Annotated in this window: 15 protein-coding genes; 6 read left to right on the top strand and 9 right to left on the bottom strand. The window is 46.8% G+C overall.

The features are described from left to right. Positions 1-17 precede the first annotated feature (17 nt). On the top strand, positions 18-869 hold the full coding sequence (locus VST71_11175) for an NAD(+)/NADH kinase (GenBank protein MEC4686281.1): 852 nt from the start codon (positions 18-20) through the stop codon (positions 867-869). Then, positions 854-1,606: a uracil-DNA glycosylase gene (locus VST71_11170; GenBank protein ID MEC4686280.1), complete on the top strand. Its 753-nt coding sequence runs from the start codon at positions 854-856 to the stop codon at positions 1,604-1,606. Before VST71_11175 ends, VST71_11170 begins: the two co-directional genes overlap by 16 nt. 14 nt (positions 1,607-1,620) lie before the next feature. On the opposite strand, the gene speE is transcribed toward VST71_11170, so the two are convergent. From speE to guaB, 8 genes are all read right to left on the bottom strand, one after another. After that, positions 1,621-2,457, bottom strand: a complete 837-nt coding sequence (gene speE, locus VST71_11165; GenBank protein ID MEC4686279.1) for a polyamine aminopropyltransferase — start codon at positions 2,455-2,457, stop codon at positions 1,621-1,623. A gap of 153 nt (positions 2,458-2,610) precedes the next feature. Beyond that, complete coding sequence (locus VST71_11160) at positions 2,611-3,744, bottom strand: type III PLP-dependent enzyme (GenBank protein MEC4686278.1); 1,134 nt, start codon at positions 3,742-3,744, stop codon at positions 2,611-2,613. Between the two features lie 35 nt (positions 3,745-3,779). Then, entirely contained in the window at positions 3,780-4,463 is a 684-nt protein-coding gene (locus tag VST71_11155) for a hypothetical protein (GenBank protein MEC4686277.1), read from the bottom strand. A 47-nt stretch (positions 4,464-4,510) separates the two neighbouring features. Then, entirely contained in the window at positions 4,511-5,266 is a 756-nt protein-coding gene (locus VST71_11150) for a TlyA family RNA methyltransferase (GenBank protein ID MEC4686276.1), read from the bottom strand. Continuing rightward, a complete protein-coding gene (gene dxs / locus VST71_11145; protein ID MEC4686275.1) occupies positions 5,263-7,149 on the bottom strand; it encodes a 1-deoxy-D-xylulose-5-phosphate synthase in 1,887 nt (628 codons plus the stop codon). The genes VST71_11150 and dxs overlap by 4 nt, the downstream gene beginning before the upstream one ends. 1 nt (position 7,150) lies before the next feature. Then, complete coding sequence (locus VST71_11140) at positions 7,151-8,029, bottom strand: farnesyl diphosphate synthase (protein ID MEC4686274.1); 879 nt, start codon at positions 8,027-8,029, stop codon at positions 7,151-7,153. A gap of 47 nt (positions 8,030-8,076) precedes the next feature. Beyond that, positions 8,077-9,618: a glutamine-hydrolyzing GMP synthase gene (guaA, locus tag VST71_11135; protein MEC4686273.1), complete on the bottom strand. Its 1,542-nt coding sequence runs from the start codon at positions 9,616-9,618 to the stop codon at positions 8,077-8,079. A gap of 17 nt (positions 9,619-9,635) precedes the next feature. Next, the gene (guaB, locus tag VST71_11130; protein ID MEC4686272.1) at positions 9,636-11,096 is read right to left on the bottom strand and encodes an IMP dehydrogenase; all 1,461 of its coding nucleotides are present in this window, start codon (positions 11,094-11,096) and stop codon (positions 9,636-9,638) included. Between the two features lie 431 nt (positions 11,097-11,527). Between guaB and VST71_11125 the strand changes: the two genes are divergently transcribed. The 3 genes from VST71_11125 to VST71_11115 all read left to right on the top strand — a co-directional run bounded on the left by VST71_11125 (position 11,528) and on the right by VST71_11115 (position 15,083). Continuing rightward, positions 11,528-13,972 carry an ATP-dependent Clp protease ATP-binding subunit gene (locus tag VST71_11125; GenBank protein MEC4686271.1) on the top strand — a complete coding sequence of 815 codons (2,445 nt, stop codon included), beginning with the start codon at positions 11,528-11,530 and terminating at the stop codon, positions 13,970-13,972. Between the two features lie 9 nt (positions 13,973-13,981). Continuing rightward, on the top strand, positions 13,982-14,473 hold the full coding sequence (locus VST71_11120; GenBank protein ID MEC4686270.1) for a TlpA disulfide reductase family protein: 492 nt from the start codon (positions 13,982-13,984) through the stop codon (positions 14,471-14,473). A gap of 64 nt (positions 14,474-14,537) precedes the next feature. Beyond that, positions 14,538-15,083, top strand: a complete 546-nt coding sequence (locus tag VST71_11115; GenBank protein MEC4686269.1) for a DUF4416 family protein — start codon at positions 14,538-14,540, stop codon at positions 15,081-15,083. 609 nt (positions 15,084-15,692) lie between these two features. Here VST71_11115 and VST71_11110 read toward each other — a convergent pair. After that, positions 15,693-17,387 carry a proline--tRNA ligase gene (locus VST71_11110; GenBank protein MEC4686268.1) on the bottom strand — a complete coding sequence of 565 codons (1,695 nt, stop codon included), beginning with the start codon at positions 17,385-17,387 and terminating at the stop codon, positions 15,693-15,695. A gap of 111 nt (positions 17,388-17,498) precedes the next feature. On the opposite strand from VST71_11110, the gene VST71_11105 reads away from it, so the two are divergent. After that, positions 17,499-18,002: an NUDIX domain-containing protein gene (locus VST71_11105; GenBank protein ID MEC4686267.1), complete on the top strand. Its 504-nt coding sequence runs from the start codon at positions 17,499-17,501 to the stop codon at positions 18,000-18,002. The last annotated feature ends 426 nt before the right edge of the window (positions 18,003-18,428 follow it).

Below are 18,428 nucleotides of genomic sequence, written 5' to 3'. Positions count from 1 at the left end.
AAAGAACGCTAAGTAAGATGAAAAATATAGGCATAATATCAAAACCCGGCAAACCGGAACCTCCCGAGATACTGAAAGAGCTTATCCCCTGGCTCACAGGAAAGGGATTTAATGTCTTTATTGACCGGGAGACATCAGAGGTGCTGGGTATAAAGGGGTATTCACGTTCAGAGATACCCGGACTGGTGGATGTTGTGGTTGTGCTCGGGGGTGACGGGACCATGCTTGGTGCAGCCAGGCTGGTGGCTGAAAAAGGCATTCCTATCCTTGGGGTGAATTTGGGAGGTCTCGGGTTTATAACCGAGGTCAACCAGTCGGATATTTTTACAGCTATTGAGACGATGCTTAAGGGTGAGTGCTCTGTTGAGGAGAGGATAATGATTCAGGCCGATATCGTGCGTAACGGTGAGGCCATAACAACCTATACGGTCTTAAACGATGTGGTCATTACAAAAGGCGCCCTTGCAAGGATAATCGACCTTGAGACCTATATTGATCACTCATATGTCACTACCTTTAAGTCAGACGGCCTGATAATGTCTACACCAACAGGCTCAACTGCATATAATCTCTCTGCCGGTGGACCTATTGTCCATCCTGTCCTTGATTGTATCGTGCTTACACCCATATGTCCCCATACGCTGACAAACAGGCCCATTGTGCTCTCAGGGAACTCATTTATAGAAGTGGGACTCAAGTCTGAAAGTGAGGATGTGTTTCTTACACTTGATGGACAGATAGGGGTTTCACTTGAAAAGGGAGACGTGGTTGAGGTCAAAAAATCACCCCATAAGACCCGCCTCTTTATTCCCTGCGAGAGGGATTATTTTCAGGTCCTGAGGGAGAAACTAAAATGGGGGGAACGGTGAGGGATATAGATATTTCTCAACTCGGGATGCTCTTCCGGTTTTACGAGGCACTCGGGTTTGACAGGCTTGCAGTTGATATACCGGAGAAGACCGTATCTAATGGCGGTGATTACCAGCATAAGGAAGAAGGGCTAAAGAGGGATATTGAAGCGAATAGGCCGAAGACCGAAGAGTCTCTGCATAAGCAGGAAGGGCTAAAGAGGCTGAGGGCTGAGATAGGTGATTGCAGGAGGTGCCGCCTTTCCGAGGGAAGGACCAACCTCGTATTCGGTGAAGGCAATCCGGATGCAGGGCTTATGTTTGTTGGTGAGGCCCCCGGAGAGCAGGAGGACAGGCAGGGGAGGCCTTTTGTCGGAAGGGCTGGTGAGCTGCTCACACGCCTTATAGAGAAGATGGGTTTTAGTAGAGAGGAAGTATATATAGCCAACACCGTCAAGTGCCGGCCTCCCGATAACCGCAATCCCCAGGAGGATGAGATAAAGACCTGTATGCCCTTTCTTGAGAAACAGATTGAGATTATAGAGCCGGCGGTTATCATGACCCTTGGCTCAGTAGCGACAAAGGCCCTGCTTGGCGACATAGGGAGCATCTCAAAGGTGAGGGGAAAGACTTACAGGTATAAGGGGATCCCTGTTGTTCCGACCTTCCACCCCTCCTATCTGCTGAGAAACGTGAAGAGTAAATGGCTTACCTGGAATGATGCACAGGTTGTGTTGAAATTGCTTGAGTCATCATAGTTTATCCGTTTGCATCACCAGTTCAGGCTTTTCTTTAATAATTTCTCATACATCTTTGGTGGAAGAAATGCCTGCCGGTGTATCTCGTCGCTGTAATACCTGAGCCCCGGGATGCCGGGCCTTCTCATCTCCCTCAGGCTGAGAGACTTTGAGGCAGCAGAGAATGTCCACCAGTTACCTGCATAGGTGGCAATGGGGGCAGTGTAAAGGTCTACAACAGGAAACACCAGTCTCATGGTCTCCTGTACCCCAAGCACCATGTCCCTGTGAAAGTGCAATGATTCAGAGAGTGTTACAAGCATTCCGTTGTCACTGAGGCTCTCTTTAACGGATTTAAAGAATTCAACGGTGAAGAGACTCTTTGCAAAGCCAATTATATCGGTTGAGTCAACAATCACTACATCAATGTCTCCCTTCCTGCTTTTGATAAATTCAGACCCGTCCATGCATTTTATATCTACCTTGCTGTTTTCCAGTTCACAGGAAACAGTGGGGAAGTATTTTTTTGATACATTTATGATCTCTTCATCTATCTCCACAAAGAATAACTTTTCCACAGTCTCATGCCTGAGTACTTCTCTTACGGCCCCGCCATCTCCGCCTCCGATTACTACAACCCGCTTTGGTTCAGGGTGGGCATGCATGACCACATGCACCAGCATTTCATGGTAGAAGAATTCGTCCCTTTCAGTTAACTGGACGACCCCGTCAAGGATCAGCATCCTGCCGAAAAAAGGGTTTTCGATTACCTCTATCTCCTGAAACGGGCTTTTGCCCTTATAAAGTATCTTTTCCACATCATAAACATATTGAATCGGTGAGTAGGGGTCTTTCTCAAAAAATCTGATCATATAAAAAACCTCCTTTAATTTATTCTTTTAATATAATTTCTCGCAAAGGCGCCAAGCTCGCAAAGACAGCGAAGAACGACAGGATCGACAGAAAAATGGACAAACTCTAATTATGTTTTTTTGCGAGCTTGGCGCCTTTGCGAGAAGCAGTCTTCATATCAGGATAGTCTTCGGTACAGGAAAACCGTTAAATTCAGACGCATAGGATATTGTATAGGCTCCTGAGGAAAGAATCAGCAGGTGGTCTCCAATCATCGGTTCCGGCAGTTCAACGTCATGGGCTATAACATCAAAACTGTCGCAGCTCGGTCCTGCAATTGTCCACATCTTCGTCTCAGCCCGGCTGCCTACTATATATTGATACTTTATCCCGCCAATGCTCTCCATAAGGCCGTTAAACACACCAACATCGATATATAACCAGTTAACATTCCCCCTCCTGGCCTTTCCGATGACTGAGGTGACAAATACACCGGCGTCTCCAACTACTGCACGGCCCGGTTCCAACTGCACCTGAACATCTTCAGGGAATTTCCGGGAAATGAGGGTATCAATCATCTCCTCAATATTCTGTATGTCAATAACCTCTTTCGTGTACCTGATCGGGTAACCACCGCCGATATTCAGGACTTTAAGACTTATTCCCGCACTCCCGGCACTGCTCCAGACTGCGCTTACCTTGTCAAGGGCCATACTCCAGTTATATATATTCGTACATTGAGACCCTACGTGGAATGTAATGCCCACAGGATTGAGCCCCCTTTCCCTTGCATACAGGAGTAGTTCGACTGCCGTATCAGGCTCAATACCGAATTTTTTACTCAGGGGCCATTCACTGCCCTCATTGGGCACTGTCAGTCTTATATAAACATTGCATTCCGGGGCATAAGCTGCAAGTTTATCAACCTCTGCCACAGAGTCAAAGGCAAAATAATTTACGCCATAATCTACGGCATACCTGATAAAAGCAGGACTTTTTACCGGATTGCTGGATATGATCCTTCCGGGTTTTACCCCGAGTGCGGAGAGTATCTTCAGCTCGCCTTCAGATGCAATCTCATAATTCATGCCCGGCCTGTCGAGCAATCCTGCAATCTCGATATGAGGGTTTGCCTTTACAGCATAGTATACACGGCAATTACGGATTCCTTTGCCGATAACGGACGCTTTTTCCCTGACCACGTCCTTGTCCATCAGCAGATAAGGGGCGGCCTCATCACTTGTTGCTATAAAGTTCAGGACTTTTTCCCAGGTGGATGACCTGACAAACTCCGGTATTGCCTGCACTTCTCCCCCTTATAATCGTTTGTGATTGCTGCGGTCTATTTTTTCCGCAGCTTAATATACCTTTTTATGGCATTTCTGACAGACTCGGGGATGTTTTTGTTTTTTTCAAGGATAATAAGATCATGCATCCTCAAACGTGTTATCAAAGGCATGGAGATTCCAATGGGTGTTTTCGGATTAGACGCAAGGGAAATCACAACATTATATTTTCTTATCCAGTCCTTTTTCTTGAAAATATATCGCAGGGCATCATCAGGAGATGAGGGATTCCTTGCTATCATCTCCACTTCATTCTCGGTTATCTTCGGATTCTCAAGCACCTTGATAACCACTTCCCTGTTAGGGTCTCTTATAAGGACGCTCCTGATATCCTTTCCGCCTCTCAGCGCAAGCTGTATTCTCTGCCCCACGCTTAATCTCTGAATCCTTTGGAGTATGCTCTCTTTCTTCTGAGGCCCGACCTCTTCTTTTTCAGTGACAAGATCAACTGCCCCGGTTGTTATTTTTGCAGGAAGGCTCAGCAGTGAGGCCGCCTCTGCTGCAATCTCCGCCGGGGTCTGCGGATGGTCATAAAGGAGACGCAATATCTCAGGCCGCTGTGCATTGGCATCCATTAGTTCACTGAATATAGCGGCATCCGAGGGGTCATCCAGGAGTAGCCTGATCACCTCTTCAGATGCTACGGAAAGGTCAATGCCTATAAGTTTTTCTTCAGCCATTTTTTATTTTAAATTATGCAAGGGGACCTGAGACGCGGGCCACTGTTTCAACGTATCGGTGTCCTGGCGGAATCCGGGTTTATCATATAAATAAAATATTCAATATTGCCTTTTTGCCCCTTGACAGGGGATTCAAATACACCTTGCACCACAAGACCCAGGGACTCAAAACCCTCGGTGATACTCCTGACAACGTTCATTCTCTTTTCAATGCTTTTTATCACTCCCCCCTTGTCCACCTCTCCCTTGCCGACTTCAAACTGTGGTTTTATGAGTGCAAGTATCCCGCCCCCATTCCTGAGAAACTCAAGTATTTTCGGGACAACCTTTAAAAGTGAAATAAAAGAGACATCTATTGTAACAAAATCAACTTTTTCGGGAACCATCTCCTCTGTCAGATACCTGATGTTAGTTCTCTCAAGAACCACAACCCTCGGGTCTTTCCTCAGCTTCCAGGAGAGCTGTCCATACCCCACATCAACTGCGTATACCTTCCTTGCACCCTTCTGGAGCATGCAATCAGTGAACCCGCCGGTAGAGGCCCCCACATCCATCACAACCCGGCCATCAAGCTGAATATGGAAATGCTCAAGTGCGGCCTCCAGCTTCAGCCCTCCCCGGCTTACATAAGGAAGGTCTTCTCCCCTCAGTACAATCTCGGCATTTTCATCAATCAGGGTACCTGCCTTGTCAACAGGTGCCCTGTTTACAAGAACCCTCCCCTCCAGAATCAAGGCTTTTGCCCTTTCCCTGGAAGATACAAGGCCCTTTTTTATCAGGAGTTTGTCAAGTCTTTCCTTCAATGTCTTGACTTTGTATGTTTTATAAGGGAGGAAGCTGTTACAAAGATGCCATCCTCATCCAGGCCCAGCAGTCTTTTTAAAACGCTTTGTGGGCCCTGTTCCACAAATATATCCGGGATGCCCATAACCCTCACATTCATGTCATGTATCCCCATGCTGCTGAGTGTCTCAAGAACTGAGGATCCAAAACCACCGGCCACGGAATTCTCCTCTATTGTAACAAGGTTTCTTACGCTGTCGGATATTCTGAGAAGTATATCATTGTCAAGGGGTTTTGCAAAGCGCGCATTTACCACCATTGTGCTGACACCCTCTGCCCTCAATCGTTGAGCGGCTTTATAAGCAGGGTAAACCATGCTGCCGATTGCAAGGAGGGCCAGATCATTGCCATCCGTCAAGATTTCTCCCTCTCCGAGTCTCAGAGTTTGCTGGGTATGGTCGAACTGCTCAGTGCAGTTTCCCCTTGGGTATCTTATGGCAACAGGTCTCTTCAAAGAGATGGCAAAATCAAGCATTTCAGTAAATTCTCCCTTGTCCTTTGGGGCCATAACCACAAGATTTGGTATGTGCCTGAGGTAACTTATATCAAAGGCTCCGTGGTGTGTCGGGCCGTCATCCCCGACTATGCCGGCCCTGTCAATGGCAAAGACCACGGGCAGGTTCTGGAGGCAGACATCGTGAAGAATCTCATCATAAGACCTCTGCAGAAATGTTGAGTATACTGCCACCACGGGTATGAACCCATTGGCTGCAAGACCTGCGGCAAAGGTGACTGCATGAGGTTCTGCAATTCCAACATCAAAGAATCTGTCAGGAAAGGTTCGGGCAAAGTCGCCCAGACCTGTCCCCTCTGTCATTGCTGCAACTACGGCAACAACCCTCTCGTCTTTTTTTGCAATTTCTGTGAGGGTATTGCCAAAGACATCACTGTAAGATGCAATCCCACCTGATCCCTTTGGTGAACCTGTAGCGAGCTCAAAGGGCCCCACACCGTGAAACCATGAGGGGTTCTTTTCTGAAAACTCATACCCTTTCCCTTTTGTGGTAATCACATGGACCAGTACGGGCCCGTCAGCACGCCTGATCCTTTTGAAAGTCTCTATCATGGTTTCGATATCGTGGCCGTCAATTGGTCCGATATAGTTAAATCCAAGCTCTTCAAATATATGCCCCGGAAGTAATAAACTCTTCACAGTCTCTTCAAGCTTATGAGCCAGGCGATACATCCGGTCCCCAACCTTTGGAATCCCTTCAAGAAAGGCCTTGGTGTCTTTTTTAAACCTTTGGTATAGCTCACCTGTGAGTATTCTGTTAAAATAACTGGAGAGTGCACCTACATTTCTGGATATGGACATCTCATTATCATTGAGCACCACGATAAGGGGTATGCCGAGATGGCCTGCATTGTTCAGCCCCTCAAAAGCGAGGCCTGATGTCATCGCTCCGTCACCTATTACAGCCACCACACTGAAGTCCTCTTCTTTAAGCTCCCTGGCCTCAGCCATCCCAAGGGCTGCGGAGATGGATGTGGAGCTGTGTCCTGTGCCAAAGTGGTCATGAGGACTTTCTGTTCTTTTCGGAAAACCCGAGATTCCCCTGTACTGTCTCAGTGTTGAGAACCTCTCTTCCCTGCCGGTAATCAGTTTATGTGCATAGGACTGATGTCCAACATCCCAGATTATCTTGTCCGTGGGGGAGTCAAACACATAGTGAAGGGCGATAGTCAGTTCAATAACACCGAGGCTTGAAGCAAGATGTCCGCCTGTGCAGGATACAGTTTCTATAATCCGCTCCCTGATCTCTCCTGTTAGCTCGATCAGTGCGGGAAAATCAAGTTTCTTGATATCGTCCGGGTCTTTTATGTCTTTCAGCATGTCCGGCATTTCATCTTGTCCTCTGCACGAGATACTTTGCAATGCTCCTTAAGGAGTCAGCCCCGTCTCCCATAAAATCAATGACTGAAATGGCTTCTTCAACAAGTTCGTTTGCTGCCGCCTTTGACCTCTCAATTCCGTAGATGGCTGGATATGTCATTTTGCCCTTTTCACTGTCAGCTCCTGTCTTTTTCCCGAGTGAATCCGAGTCACCTGTAACATCAAGAATGTCATCAACAATCTGGAAGGCAAGGCCCACTTTTTCACCATACATGCCGAGGCTTTCAATAATCTCATGTGAAGCCTCTGCAAGTACGGGTGCAATCCTGACAGAAGCACATATCAAAGCCCCGGTCTTGTGAGTATGAATAAAATGCACTGTCCTGGGGTCAGGTTCCTTTCTTTCAGAAAGTATATCTTCGGCCTGTCCTCCGACCATTCCCCTGGGGCCGGCAGCGTCGGCCAGTATCCTTATTGCCTCTTTCACGGCATGTGGAGAAAACCTTTCGCCCTCGGTAAACATGACGAATGCCTCTGTTAAGAGCGCATCGCCGGCCAGTATGGCAATTGCCTCACCAAAGACCTTGTGGTTTGTGGGTTTCCCTCGCCTTATCGCATCGTCATCCATTGCCGGAAGGTCATCGTGAATAAGAGAGTACGTATGAATTAGTTCTATGGCGGAAGCCTGGGGAAGAATATCCTCTGCCTTTCCTCCACAGGCCTCAAATGATGCTATTGCAAGTACAGGTCTTATCCTCTTTCCACCTGCGAAAAGGGAGTATGTTACTGATTCGTATAACCTCTCGGGGAGGAATTCGCCGGCAAAATATTTCTTTAAATAAGAGTCAACAAGTTCCTGTCTCTTTTTAATGTAATCTTTCAGGACCATTCCGTTACTCGTTGTCTGTTATTCATGCTGACCAATAACCTGAAGTCTCATTCCCACTCTATGGTGCCCGGTGGTTTGGAGCTTATGTCATAAACCACGCGGTTAATTCCCTTGACTTCATTTATGATGCGGTTTGACATCTTTCCGAGTATATCATCAGGTATTTTTGCCCAGTCTGCCGTCATTCCATCCATACTTGTTACCGCCCTCACTGCAAGAACGTGTTCGTAAGTCCGTTCATCTCCCATAACGCCAACGCTCCTGATCGGCAGGAGGACTGCAAATGCCTGCCAGATTTCCCTGTACAGCCCTGCTTTCTTTATCTCCTCAAGCACTATGGCATCTGCCTCTCTAAGTATCTCGAGTCTTTTTCCGGTGATTTCTCCAATGCACCTGATTGCAAGGCCCGGTCCGGGAAAGGGATGTCTCCAGCAGATCTCTTCAGGGAGTCCCAGTTCCTCACCAAGTTCTCTCACCTCATCCTTGAAGAGTTCGCGCAGGGGCTCAATGAGCTTTAACTTCATCACCTCCGGCAGACCGCCGACATTATGATGAGACTTTATTATTGCAGAGGGGCCCTTGAAGGAAACACTCTCTATCACATCAGGATATAGCGTGCCCTGGGCAAGAAACATGGCGTCGGTTATCTTTCCGGCTTCTTCCTCAAAGACGCTGATGAACTCGTTCCCTATTATCTTCCTCTTTTTTTCAGGGTCTGTAACCCCATTCAATAATCTCAGAAACCTTTCTTTTGCGTCGACTGTTATCAGCTTTATATGAAAATGTCTCTCAAAAGTGTCCTGTACCTTCTCTACTTCTCCCTTTCTGAGAAGCCCGTTGTCTACAAATATACAGGTAAGGTTTTCTCCGACAGCCCTGTGCACGAGAACCGCAACAACCGAGGAGTCAACTCCACCGCTCAGGGCACATATTACCCTGTTGTTACCAACGGTCTTCTTTATATCATCTACAGCCCAGTCAATAAAAGACGACATTTGCCATACAGGCCTGCATTTGCATATATTGAGCACAAAGTTCTGTAAAATCCTCTTGCCTTCTGTTGTATGCACGACTTCCGGGTGGAACTGAAGCGCATACAGCATCCTTTCATGGTCTGCCATAGCAGCAATGGGCGAATTATCTGTATGCGCAATGGGGACAAAACCCCTTGGACATTTCTCTATCCTGTCTGCATGACTCATCCAGACTACGGAGTGGTCTATTATTCCCCACAGGAGGTCCCTGTCATCATCTATTATCAGTTCAGCCCGTCCATACTCTCTTCTCAGGGCCTTTTTGACTTCACCTCCAAGGAGAAATGCCATCAACTGCATGCCGTAACATATGCCAAGCACCGGAACCCCAAGGTTGAATATCTCCTTGTCAGGGATCGGAGTTCCCTCATCGTAAACACTTGAAGGGCTGCCTGAAAGGATTATCCCCTGTGGATTAAACTCCCTGATCTTCTCAATAGACGCATTAAAGGGGAAGATTTCGGAATATACCCTGCACTCCCTCACCCTCCTGGCGATAAGCTGGGTATATTGAGAGCCAAAATCAAGAACAAGTATCTTTTCTCTTTCTATCATAAGTTATATTTACCTTTTTACCATTCTGTTCTGTAATTAGGGGATTCCTTGGTGATTATCACGTCATGGACATGACTCTCCCTGAGTCCTGCATTGGTAATCCTTATAAACCTTGCCTTTTCCCTCAGTTCATTCAGTGTCCTGCAACCGCAATATCCCATTCCCGACCTTAAACCACCTATAAGCTGGAGAATGCTCTGTGAAAGGGGGCCTTTATAGGGAACCCTCCCTTCTACTCCCTCAGGAACGAGTTTGGGCGTATCCACTCCTTCCTGTCCATATCTGTCCTTTGCCCCCTGAGCCATGGCGCCTAATGAACCCATGCCCCTGTAAACCTTGTAACTTCTACCCTGATACAGGATTATCTCTCCTGGAGATTCAGCTGTACCGGCAAAAAGGCTGCCTATCATAACGGAGTGCGCCCCTGATGCAATGGCCTTGGTAATATCTCCGGAGTATTTTATACCTCCATCAGCAATAACCGGAACACCATGTTCTTTTGCAACAGAATAACATTCCTTGATGGCGGTAATCTGTGGAACCCCTGCACCGGCTATTACCCTTGTTGTACAGATAGAGCCGGGACCTATTCCCACCTTTATTGCATCTGCTCCTGCCTCGACAAGGTCTCCGGCGCCCTCTCTGGTGGCAACATTCCCGGCTATAACATCAACCTCGAACTTCTTTTTCAGCTCCTTCAGTGTCTTGATAACAGCATTACTGTGTCCATGGGCCGTATCTATAACCAGAACGTCAACACCGGCGCTTACAAGAATCGCTGCCCTCTCTATCGCCTCACTGCCAACTCCAACAGCCCCACCAACACGCAGACGACCTACAGAGTCCTTGCAGGCATGTGGGTACTTCCTCCTCTTCTCTATATCCTTTATGGTTATTAACCCCTTCAGATTGTTTTCACTGTCAACAATGGGAAGCTTCTCAATCTTGTATTTATGCAGTGTCTCTTTTGCCTCATCAAGTGTGATATTCTCAGTGGCTGTAATGAGTCTTTCTTTTGTCATTACTTCCTTGACCTTTCTGTCCATACGTGTCTCAAACCTGAGGTCCCTGTTTGTGAGGATACCTATCAATTTGCCCTTTACCGTTACGGGAACCCCTGATATCTTGTACCTCGTCATTAAGGCAAAGGCGTCACTGATAGGGGCATCCGGCGATACGGTTATCGGGTCGATAATCATACCGCTTTCAGACTTTTTAACCTTGTCAACCTCAAGGCCCTGCTTGTCGGGAGACATTGCCCTGTGTATGAACCCAATGCCCCCTTCTCTTGCCATGGCAATGGCCATGGAGGCTTCAGTGACTGTATCCATTGCTGAAGTGACAATGGGTGTGTTTAGGCTGATATTGCGTGTGAGGTATGTTGTGACGTCAACCTCTTTTGGAATCACATCGGATTTTGCCGGAATGAGAAGGACATCATCAAAGGTAAGGCCCGTGAAAACGTTTTCCTCTATCATATACACCTCATAATTTATTTGATTGAAAGATCACAGCAGATATAAACTCCTCAACTCCTCAACTCCTCAACTCCAAACGGGATTTTTAATTCTAACACGATAATTTTTCAGAAATCAAATTTCCCAGATAAATTGCACATTTATCAGCAGTATCAGCAAGGAATTAGATATTCCCCATACAGGCTTCAACGGTGCTTCAGGTGCTTTTTAACCCTGCACTTTTTTTACCGTAAAATGCCGGCAGGGGCGAGGTTGCCGAGCCCTGACTGTTTTTACCGTGAATTACGGCTATCCCCAAGAGCTGCCGGTAAATCCAAAAGTTGACAACCCCCTTATAAAATAAGTATTATGTTTTTAAGGGGACAAGATGAAAATTGACTCTGTAAAAGAGATACATTCAATAAAATTCGCCCCGTGCACAAGGAGCATATATGTTTGAAAAGTTTACTGAAAGAGGAAGAAAGGTAATTATATATGCCAAGGAAGAGGCGGAAAGACGGCAGAATGATTATCTGGGCACCGAACACCTGCTTCTGGGATTGATCAGGGAACAGGATGGCCTGCCGGTAGTCGTTCTTAAAAAGATGGGGCTTTCCATAGAAGAGATTCGCATAGAGGTCGAAAGGAATCTTCCTGTTGGTACCAATCTCCTTACATTTGGAGATATACCGTTTACACCAAGGGCCAAAAAGGTGCTTGAACTTGCAGTCGAGGAAGCAAGGCTCCTTGGACATAACTATATCGGCAGCGAACACCTCCTGCTCGGCCTGGTGAGGGAGGATGAAGGAATCGGCGGGAAAATTCTCAGAAACCTTGGAGCCAATCTGCTCGGGGCAAGGCAACTCTCCATAAATCTGTCAATGAGGACACAGCCCCATATACGGGAAAAGAAGACAGCCACTCCCGCGCTTGATGAGTTTGGAAAAGACCTGACGACTCTTGCCAAGAAAGGAAAACTTGACCCAGTTATCGGCAGGGAAAAAGAGATAGAGCGTGTCCTTCAGATACTCGGCCGGAGGGTCAAAAATAATCCGGCAATTATTGGTGAGCCCGGTGTCGGCAAAACTGCAATTGTGGAAGGGCTTGCCCAGAAGATTGTTACCGGCGATGTTCCCGACCAGTTGCTCGGCAAGAGAATCATCTCCCTTGACCTCGGTGCCCTGATTGCGGGAACCAAATACAGGGGACAGTTTGAGGAGAGATTAAAGGTTGTAATGAAGGAGATAATGCAATCCGACAACATCATACTCTTTATTGATGAACTCCATACGCTTATCGGTGCGGGCGCTGCCGAAGGGTCGGTGGATGCCTCCAGTATGTTAAAACCCGCCCTTTCCAGGGGTGAAATACAGTGCATCGGCGCTACCACTGCCGATGAGTTCAGGAAATATATTGAAAGGGATGGTGCCCTCGAGAGGAGGTTCCAGCCAATCTATGTTGACCCCCCGAATATGGAGGAGACCATAGATATCCTTATAGGTTTAAAGAGCAAGTATGAGGCGCATCACAGGGTTAAGTACAGTGAGGATGCCGTTGTAACCGCAGCAAAGATGTCCGACAGATATGTAGCGGACAGGAATCTGCCGGATAAGGCCATTGATGTAATAGATGAGACGGGTTCGAGAATCAAGCTCAAAAGATATACTCCGCCCCTTGAATTGAAGGATATTGAACATGACCTTGAAAGGCTATCCAAAGAGAAGAATCTTTATATCAAGCTTCAGGATGTTGAAAAGGCGGCATCCGTAAGAGGGGAGGAAGAGAAACTCAAGAGGATACATGAGCAGCTTCACAAGCAGTGGCGTGATAACCTCACCAAGGATATCCCTGTTATCAAGGCAGAGGATATTGCTTATACAGTCTCAAAGATGACGGGAATACCCCTTATTAAACTTGAACGGGAAGAGACGGAAAAACTGCTCCTTATGGAGCAGGAACTGCATAAGAGGATTATTGCCCAGGATGAGGCTACCCGGGCAGTCTGCAGAGCCATAAGACGTTCCAGGGCAGGACTTAAAAGCAGAAAGAAGCCCATTGGTTCTTTCTTCTTCCTTGGTCCAACAGGTGTGGGCAAGACCGAGCTTGCGAAGGCACTCGCAGAGTTTCTGTTTGACGATGAGAACTCTCTCATCAAGATTGATATGTCAGAGTACATGGAGAGATTCAATGTCTCAAAGCTCACCGGTGCACCTCCGGGCTATATAGGTTATGAAGAGGGCGGACAGCTTACCGAGCGGGTGAGGAAGAAACCATATTCGGTGGTGCTCTTTGATGAGATAGAGAAGGCCCACCCTGATGTCTTTAATGTCCTGCTTCAGATCCTTGATGAAGGAGTGCTTACCGACAGTATTGGAAGAAAGATAGATTTCAAGAATACGGTTATCATTATGACCTCGAATCTTGGAGCCAGGATTATAGAGAAGGCCACGCCTTTAGGATTTCAGCGTAACAGTGCCGATGACATCTACACGAAGATCAAGGACAACGTGCTGAACGAGCTGAAGAAGACCTTTAATCCTGAGTTTCTGAACAGGGTTGACGAAATAGTGGTCTTCCATCCCCTTGACAAGATACATCTCTTCTCCATTATTGACCTGCTGATAGATGAGACCAACAAACAGCTTGTTGAGCAGGAGATAGTCCTTGAGGTTACGGACGAGGTAAAGGAATGGCTTGTTGACAAATATTATCAGCCTGTCTATGGTGCCAGGCCCATGAGAAGGGCCGTGCAGAAAGAGATAGAAGACTATCTCTCTGAAGAGATGTTGAAGGGCAGGTTTGAGGGAGCCAACAAGGTGGTAGTGGCTCTTGAGGATGGGAAGCCTGTGTTCAAGGTAGCACATAAGGAAGAATTGCTGACAGCAAGTGTCAATTGAGGCTAAACCTTGAGTTCACGCGGAATTATCCTTGGAGTTATCCTTGTCATAGGTGTATTCCTCGTAATTTTAACCCAGAAAGACAGAACTCCGCAGGCACGCAGGGCAATCATAGGTCTTGAGGCCCCCGCGTTTGTCATTCTTGACGGTGACGGTGCTCCTGTCAAACTTTCCCAATTCAAGGGAAAAACAGTCTTTCTGCACTTCTGGGCCTCGTGGTGTCCAAACTGCAGGGAGGAACTCCCTTCTATCCAGGCCCTCTATAACAGGAGAAAATCAGACCCGGACTTTGTCTTCCTGAGCATTGTATACCGTGAAAACCCTGCAAAGAGCATGAAATATCTGAAAACAAATAATTATGACATCCCCTTGTATACCGATCCCGGTGAAAAGGCAGCGCGGACATACGGTGTCACGGGTGTGCCTGAAACGTTCATAATAGGAGCGGACGGGATACTGCGAAAAAGGGTTATAGGAGCAGGGGATTGGAGTGGGTATTAGTATTGACGATTGACTATTGATTATTGACGATTGAAAAGTCGGAAGAACCATAATTTTATAAAATATGAGAAAAACGCACACTCCGGAGAGAGCCCTCCTTTTCATGGCCACCCTGTATTCTGACGAAGAGTTTTACTTGAAGGCAAAGGAGCACCTGATAAATAGTTTTGGTGAATTGTTGTTTGAAAGTGAGTGCCTTCCATGGGTTCATTCAGAATATTACAGATATGAGCTGGGCTGGCCCATAACCAGACGGTTTCTCGCGTTTAAGAAGAGATTTAATACCGGGACAATAAGAGAGGTAAAGCTCGTCACCAATGAACTTGAAGAAATGTTTTCGGTTGATGACAGAAGGAAAGTGAATCTTGATCCCGGCTATATCACAGAGGCAAAGGTGGTGCTTGCCACAACAAAGAACTATCCCCACAGGATATATCTCGGTAGTGGCATCTTTGCAGAGGTAACACTGTTTTACTCAAAAGGAAAATACCGGTCCCATCAATTTACCTATCTGGACTATGGTACCCCGGAGTATCTCGGCATCTTCCACAAAATGCGGGAGCTGCTTAGAGATACCGTGCCTTTGTCCCATCCGGTACAGCATTATTAAGCCTGCAAATAAATACAGAGTTTTTAGATGGTTAAAGTTTTGTAGCACAAACAGAAAAAAACAAAGTATATGTCATTCTGAATTTATTTCAGAATCTCTAAGAATCAACATGTAACGTTGTAGTATAGACCCTGAATCAAGTTCAGGGTGACAACTCAATGGTTTTCTCCCTCAATGTGGCGCTGAGCTCGTGACCGATGAGTATCTGAATCAAGTTCAGGGTGACAAATCAAGGGTTTTCTCAACAAGTTCTTAAGTGGTTGATTTTGACGAATATGTCTCTCTCATATAGATTGCAGGGTCCAGTAACAAAAAGGTTTGCTCAAGAGAAGGAAGCGATATGATTGAGTCTGAACGGTTTCCTCGGAGCCCCGAAGTATTTCGGGACGAGAATGAGTGAAGACTCTATCATATCGCTTCCAACAACCTTACTTATTAACCTGGCAACTATTCAGGGAGACATATTTGTCAGCAAAGCTAACCACTCAGCCAGCAAAAGAACTCTGTATTTATTTGCCAGGTTAATATCACTGGAATTTGGTTTTTTGGTTTTGAAGGTTATTCAGGGGCAGGCACAGACCGCAAGTCAATCCACGCTGAGGCACCCTCTCATTCTGCCTTATTTGATGAGACTATCCCTGCAATCCCCTCAACCGCCTCATCTGTTCTGACAAGCTTTTTCTCCCCTGTCCTGCGTATCTTTATCTCAATAAAACCTTCCTTCAGATTTTTTTCACCAATAACCACCTGAAGGGGGATTCCGATAAGGTCAGCGTCTTTGAACTTTACTCCTGCCCTTTCGTTGCGGTCGTCCATGAAGACATCAAGACCCTTCCGGGTAAGTTCCTGATAGATATCCTCGGAGACCCGCACTATTTCTGTATTATTCATCTTGAGCGGTAATATCATGACATCAAAGGGTGCAATGCTTTCAGGCCATATGATGCCGTTTTCATCATTGCTCTGTTCCACTGCAGCCGCAGCAATCCTTGCAGGCCCGATTCCGTAGCTCCCCATGACAAGGGGGTGCTCCTTACCCTTTTCATCAAGATAATACGCCTTTAATGGCTCCGAGTATTTGGTGCCGAGCTTAAAGATGTTCCCAATCTCGATCACCTTTTCGATCCTTAGAGAGGCCCTGCATTTACAGCACCTGTCTCCCCCCTTCACCATGTGCAGGTCCGTCCATTCGGCATCAAAGTCTTCTCCCGGCCTTACCCCCCTTACGTGATAATCCGCCCTGTTTGCACCGCTTATGTAAACGCCTTCTTTCAGTGCCTCGTCAGCAATAATCCTGATTTTATGCCCCATTGGGCCAATGAATCCGGGCTCCACTTCGAGTGTTTCAAGGACTTCCTCTTTACGGGCAGGCCTGCATGGTCCGATGAGCCTCTGAAGTTTTTTCTCCTGAAGCTCCTGGTCACCCCTGAGAAGCACGAGTACAGGCCCTGTATCTGCCATGAAGAGAAGACTTTTTATAAAATAAGCCGGGGATGCACCGAGAAATTCCGATACCTCACGGACGGTCCGTTTTTGAGGGGTATGAACCTCTTCAAATGGCCGGTCCTCAAATTTTGTTTCCGGTGAGACGCTGATTGCCAGTTCAACATTTGCGGCATAGCCGCAGGAGTCGCAAATGGCAACATCGTCTTCCCCTGCCGGACTTGGCGCCATGAACTCATGTGCGGTTGCACCACCCATCATGCCGGGGTCTGATTCTACCTGGTAGAATTTAAGTCCGCACCTTTCAAAAATCCTGTGATACGCCTCTTCATGAAGGCGGTAGCTCTGGCTGAGGCCGTTTTCGTCACGGTCAAAACTGTATGAGTCCTTCATGATAAACTCTCTTGTCCTCAGGATGCCGCTCTTTGGCCTTGCCTCGTCCCTCAGTTTTGTCTGTATCTGGTACCATATCTGGGGAAGGACCTTGTAGGAACGTATCTCCCGCGATGCCAGCCATGTCATTATCTCCTCATGCGTCATGCCAAGACACATATCCCTGCCGGTCCTGTCCTTGAGCCGGAACATCTCATCCCCAATCTCGGACCACCTGCCTGTCTTCTGCCATATATCGGCAGGATGCAGCACGGGCAGCAGAAGCTCCTGGGCGTCTATCCGAGCCATCTCTTCCTTTATAATGGCATTTATCTTTCCCATTACCCTCCAGCCAAGGGGCATGAATATATAAAGACCGGCGGCAAGCTGTCTTATGTAACCTGCCCGGAGTAATAACTTGTGGCTTACAGCCTCTGCCTCTGATGGTGTCTCTCTCAGGGTTGGAACACAGGTTCTTGAAAATCTCATATAGCCTCCCATTGGGTTTTGAAAACACTAATTATATCATATCGGGAAGACTATAAGGTATTGCCGTGATTTGCTGTTGAAAGATGGTTGGGAAGTCTGTTATCTTAAAGCATGGGTGAAGAGATACTGGAGATAGTCGATAAGGCCGGTGAGGTCATCGGCCGTGCATCAAGGACTGTGATACATGGCAATAACAGCCTCCTTCACAGGGTGGTGCATGTGATTGTTGTAAACTCCTCCGGGGATATCCTGCTTCAGCGAAGGTCGATGAACAAGGATGTTGCCCCCGGCAGGTGGGATACATCCGTCGGAGGACACGTGGATGCAGGGGAGACTGTAGAGGGTGCACTCAGGAGAGAGATGGAGGAAGAGCTTGGGATTACAGGTATGGATATAAAATTCCTGTACTCATATATACATTCAAATCCCTATGAGTCGGAACTTGTCTCTTCATACGAGTGTCTCCATGAGGGACCTTTTGATTTCAGTAAGGAAGAGATAGATGAGGTCAGGTTCTGGCCTTTGCACGAGATTAGAGAGAGTCTTGGCAGGGGTGTTTTAAGCGATAATTTCGAGGAAGAGTTCCCGAGATACCTGAAAACCCTCTCCCCCTGAGCCGGCTGCGTTATTTTTATATTTTTTTTAAAAAGAGTTTTGACCACTTCTGTAATCATGTTTTGCCTTATTTTTCAACAGGTTGTGTCTTTTGAGTGCTCATTTAAAAGACACAACCTGCTGATTTAGGGCTTGACAATGATATAATTTAATATTATTATATACATACATAATAGGAGTGGGGGATGGTAAGAGTTTATTGTTTAAGTAAAGACACTTCATGTCATGGGACAATAAAAACCAATCCACTACTTGCTACAGAAATTTAAGGCTATCCCCGGCAGCCGGCAGAAGACGCACAAGCTATGTTGGTGAATTCTCACAAGAACATAAAATAAACAGCATCTCCAGAAATAAAGTTCACTGAATATCCCAATGAAACAGGGAGGTGATAAACCTTAGATAAAACATAGTGACCTGCCTATT

The organism is Nitrospirota bacterium, assembly GCA_035873375.1.
In the GTDB taxonomy this organism is placed as follows: Bacteria; Nitrospirota; Thermodesulfovibrionia; order Thermodesulfovibrionales; family JdFR-85; genus BMS3Bbin07.
This window is presented reverse-complemented; position numbering and strand designations above follow the sequence as displayed.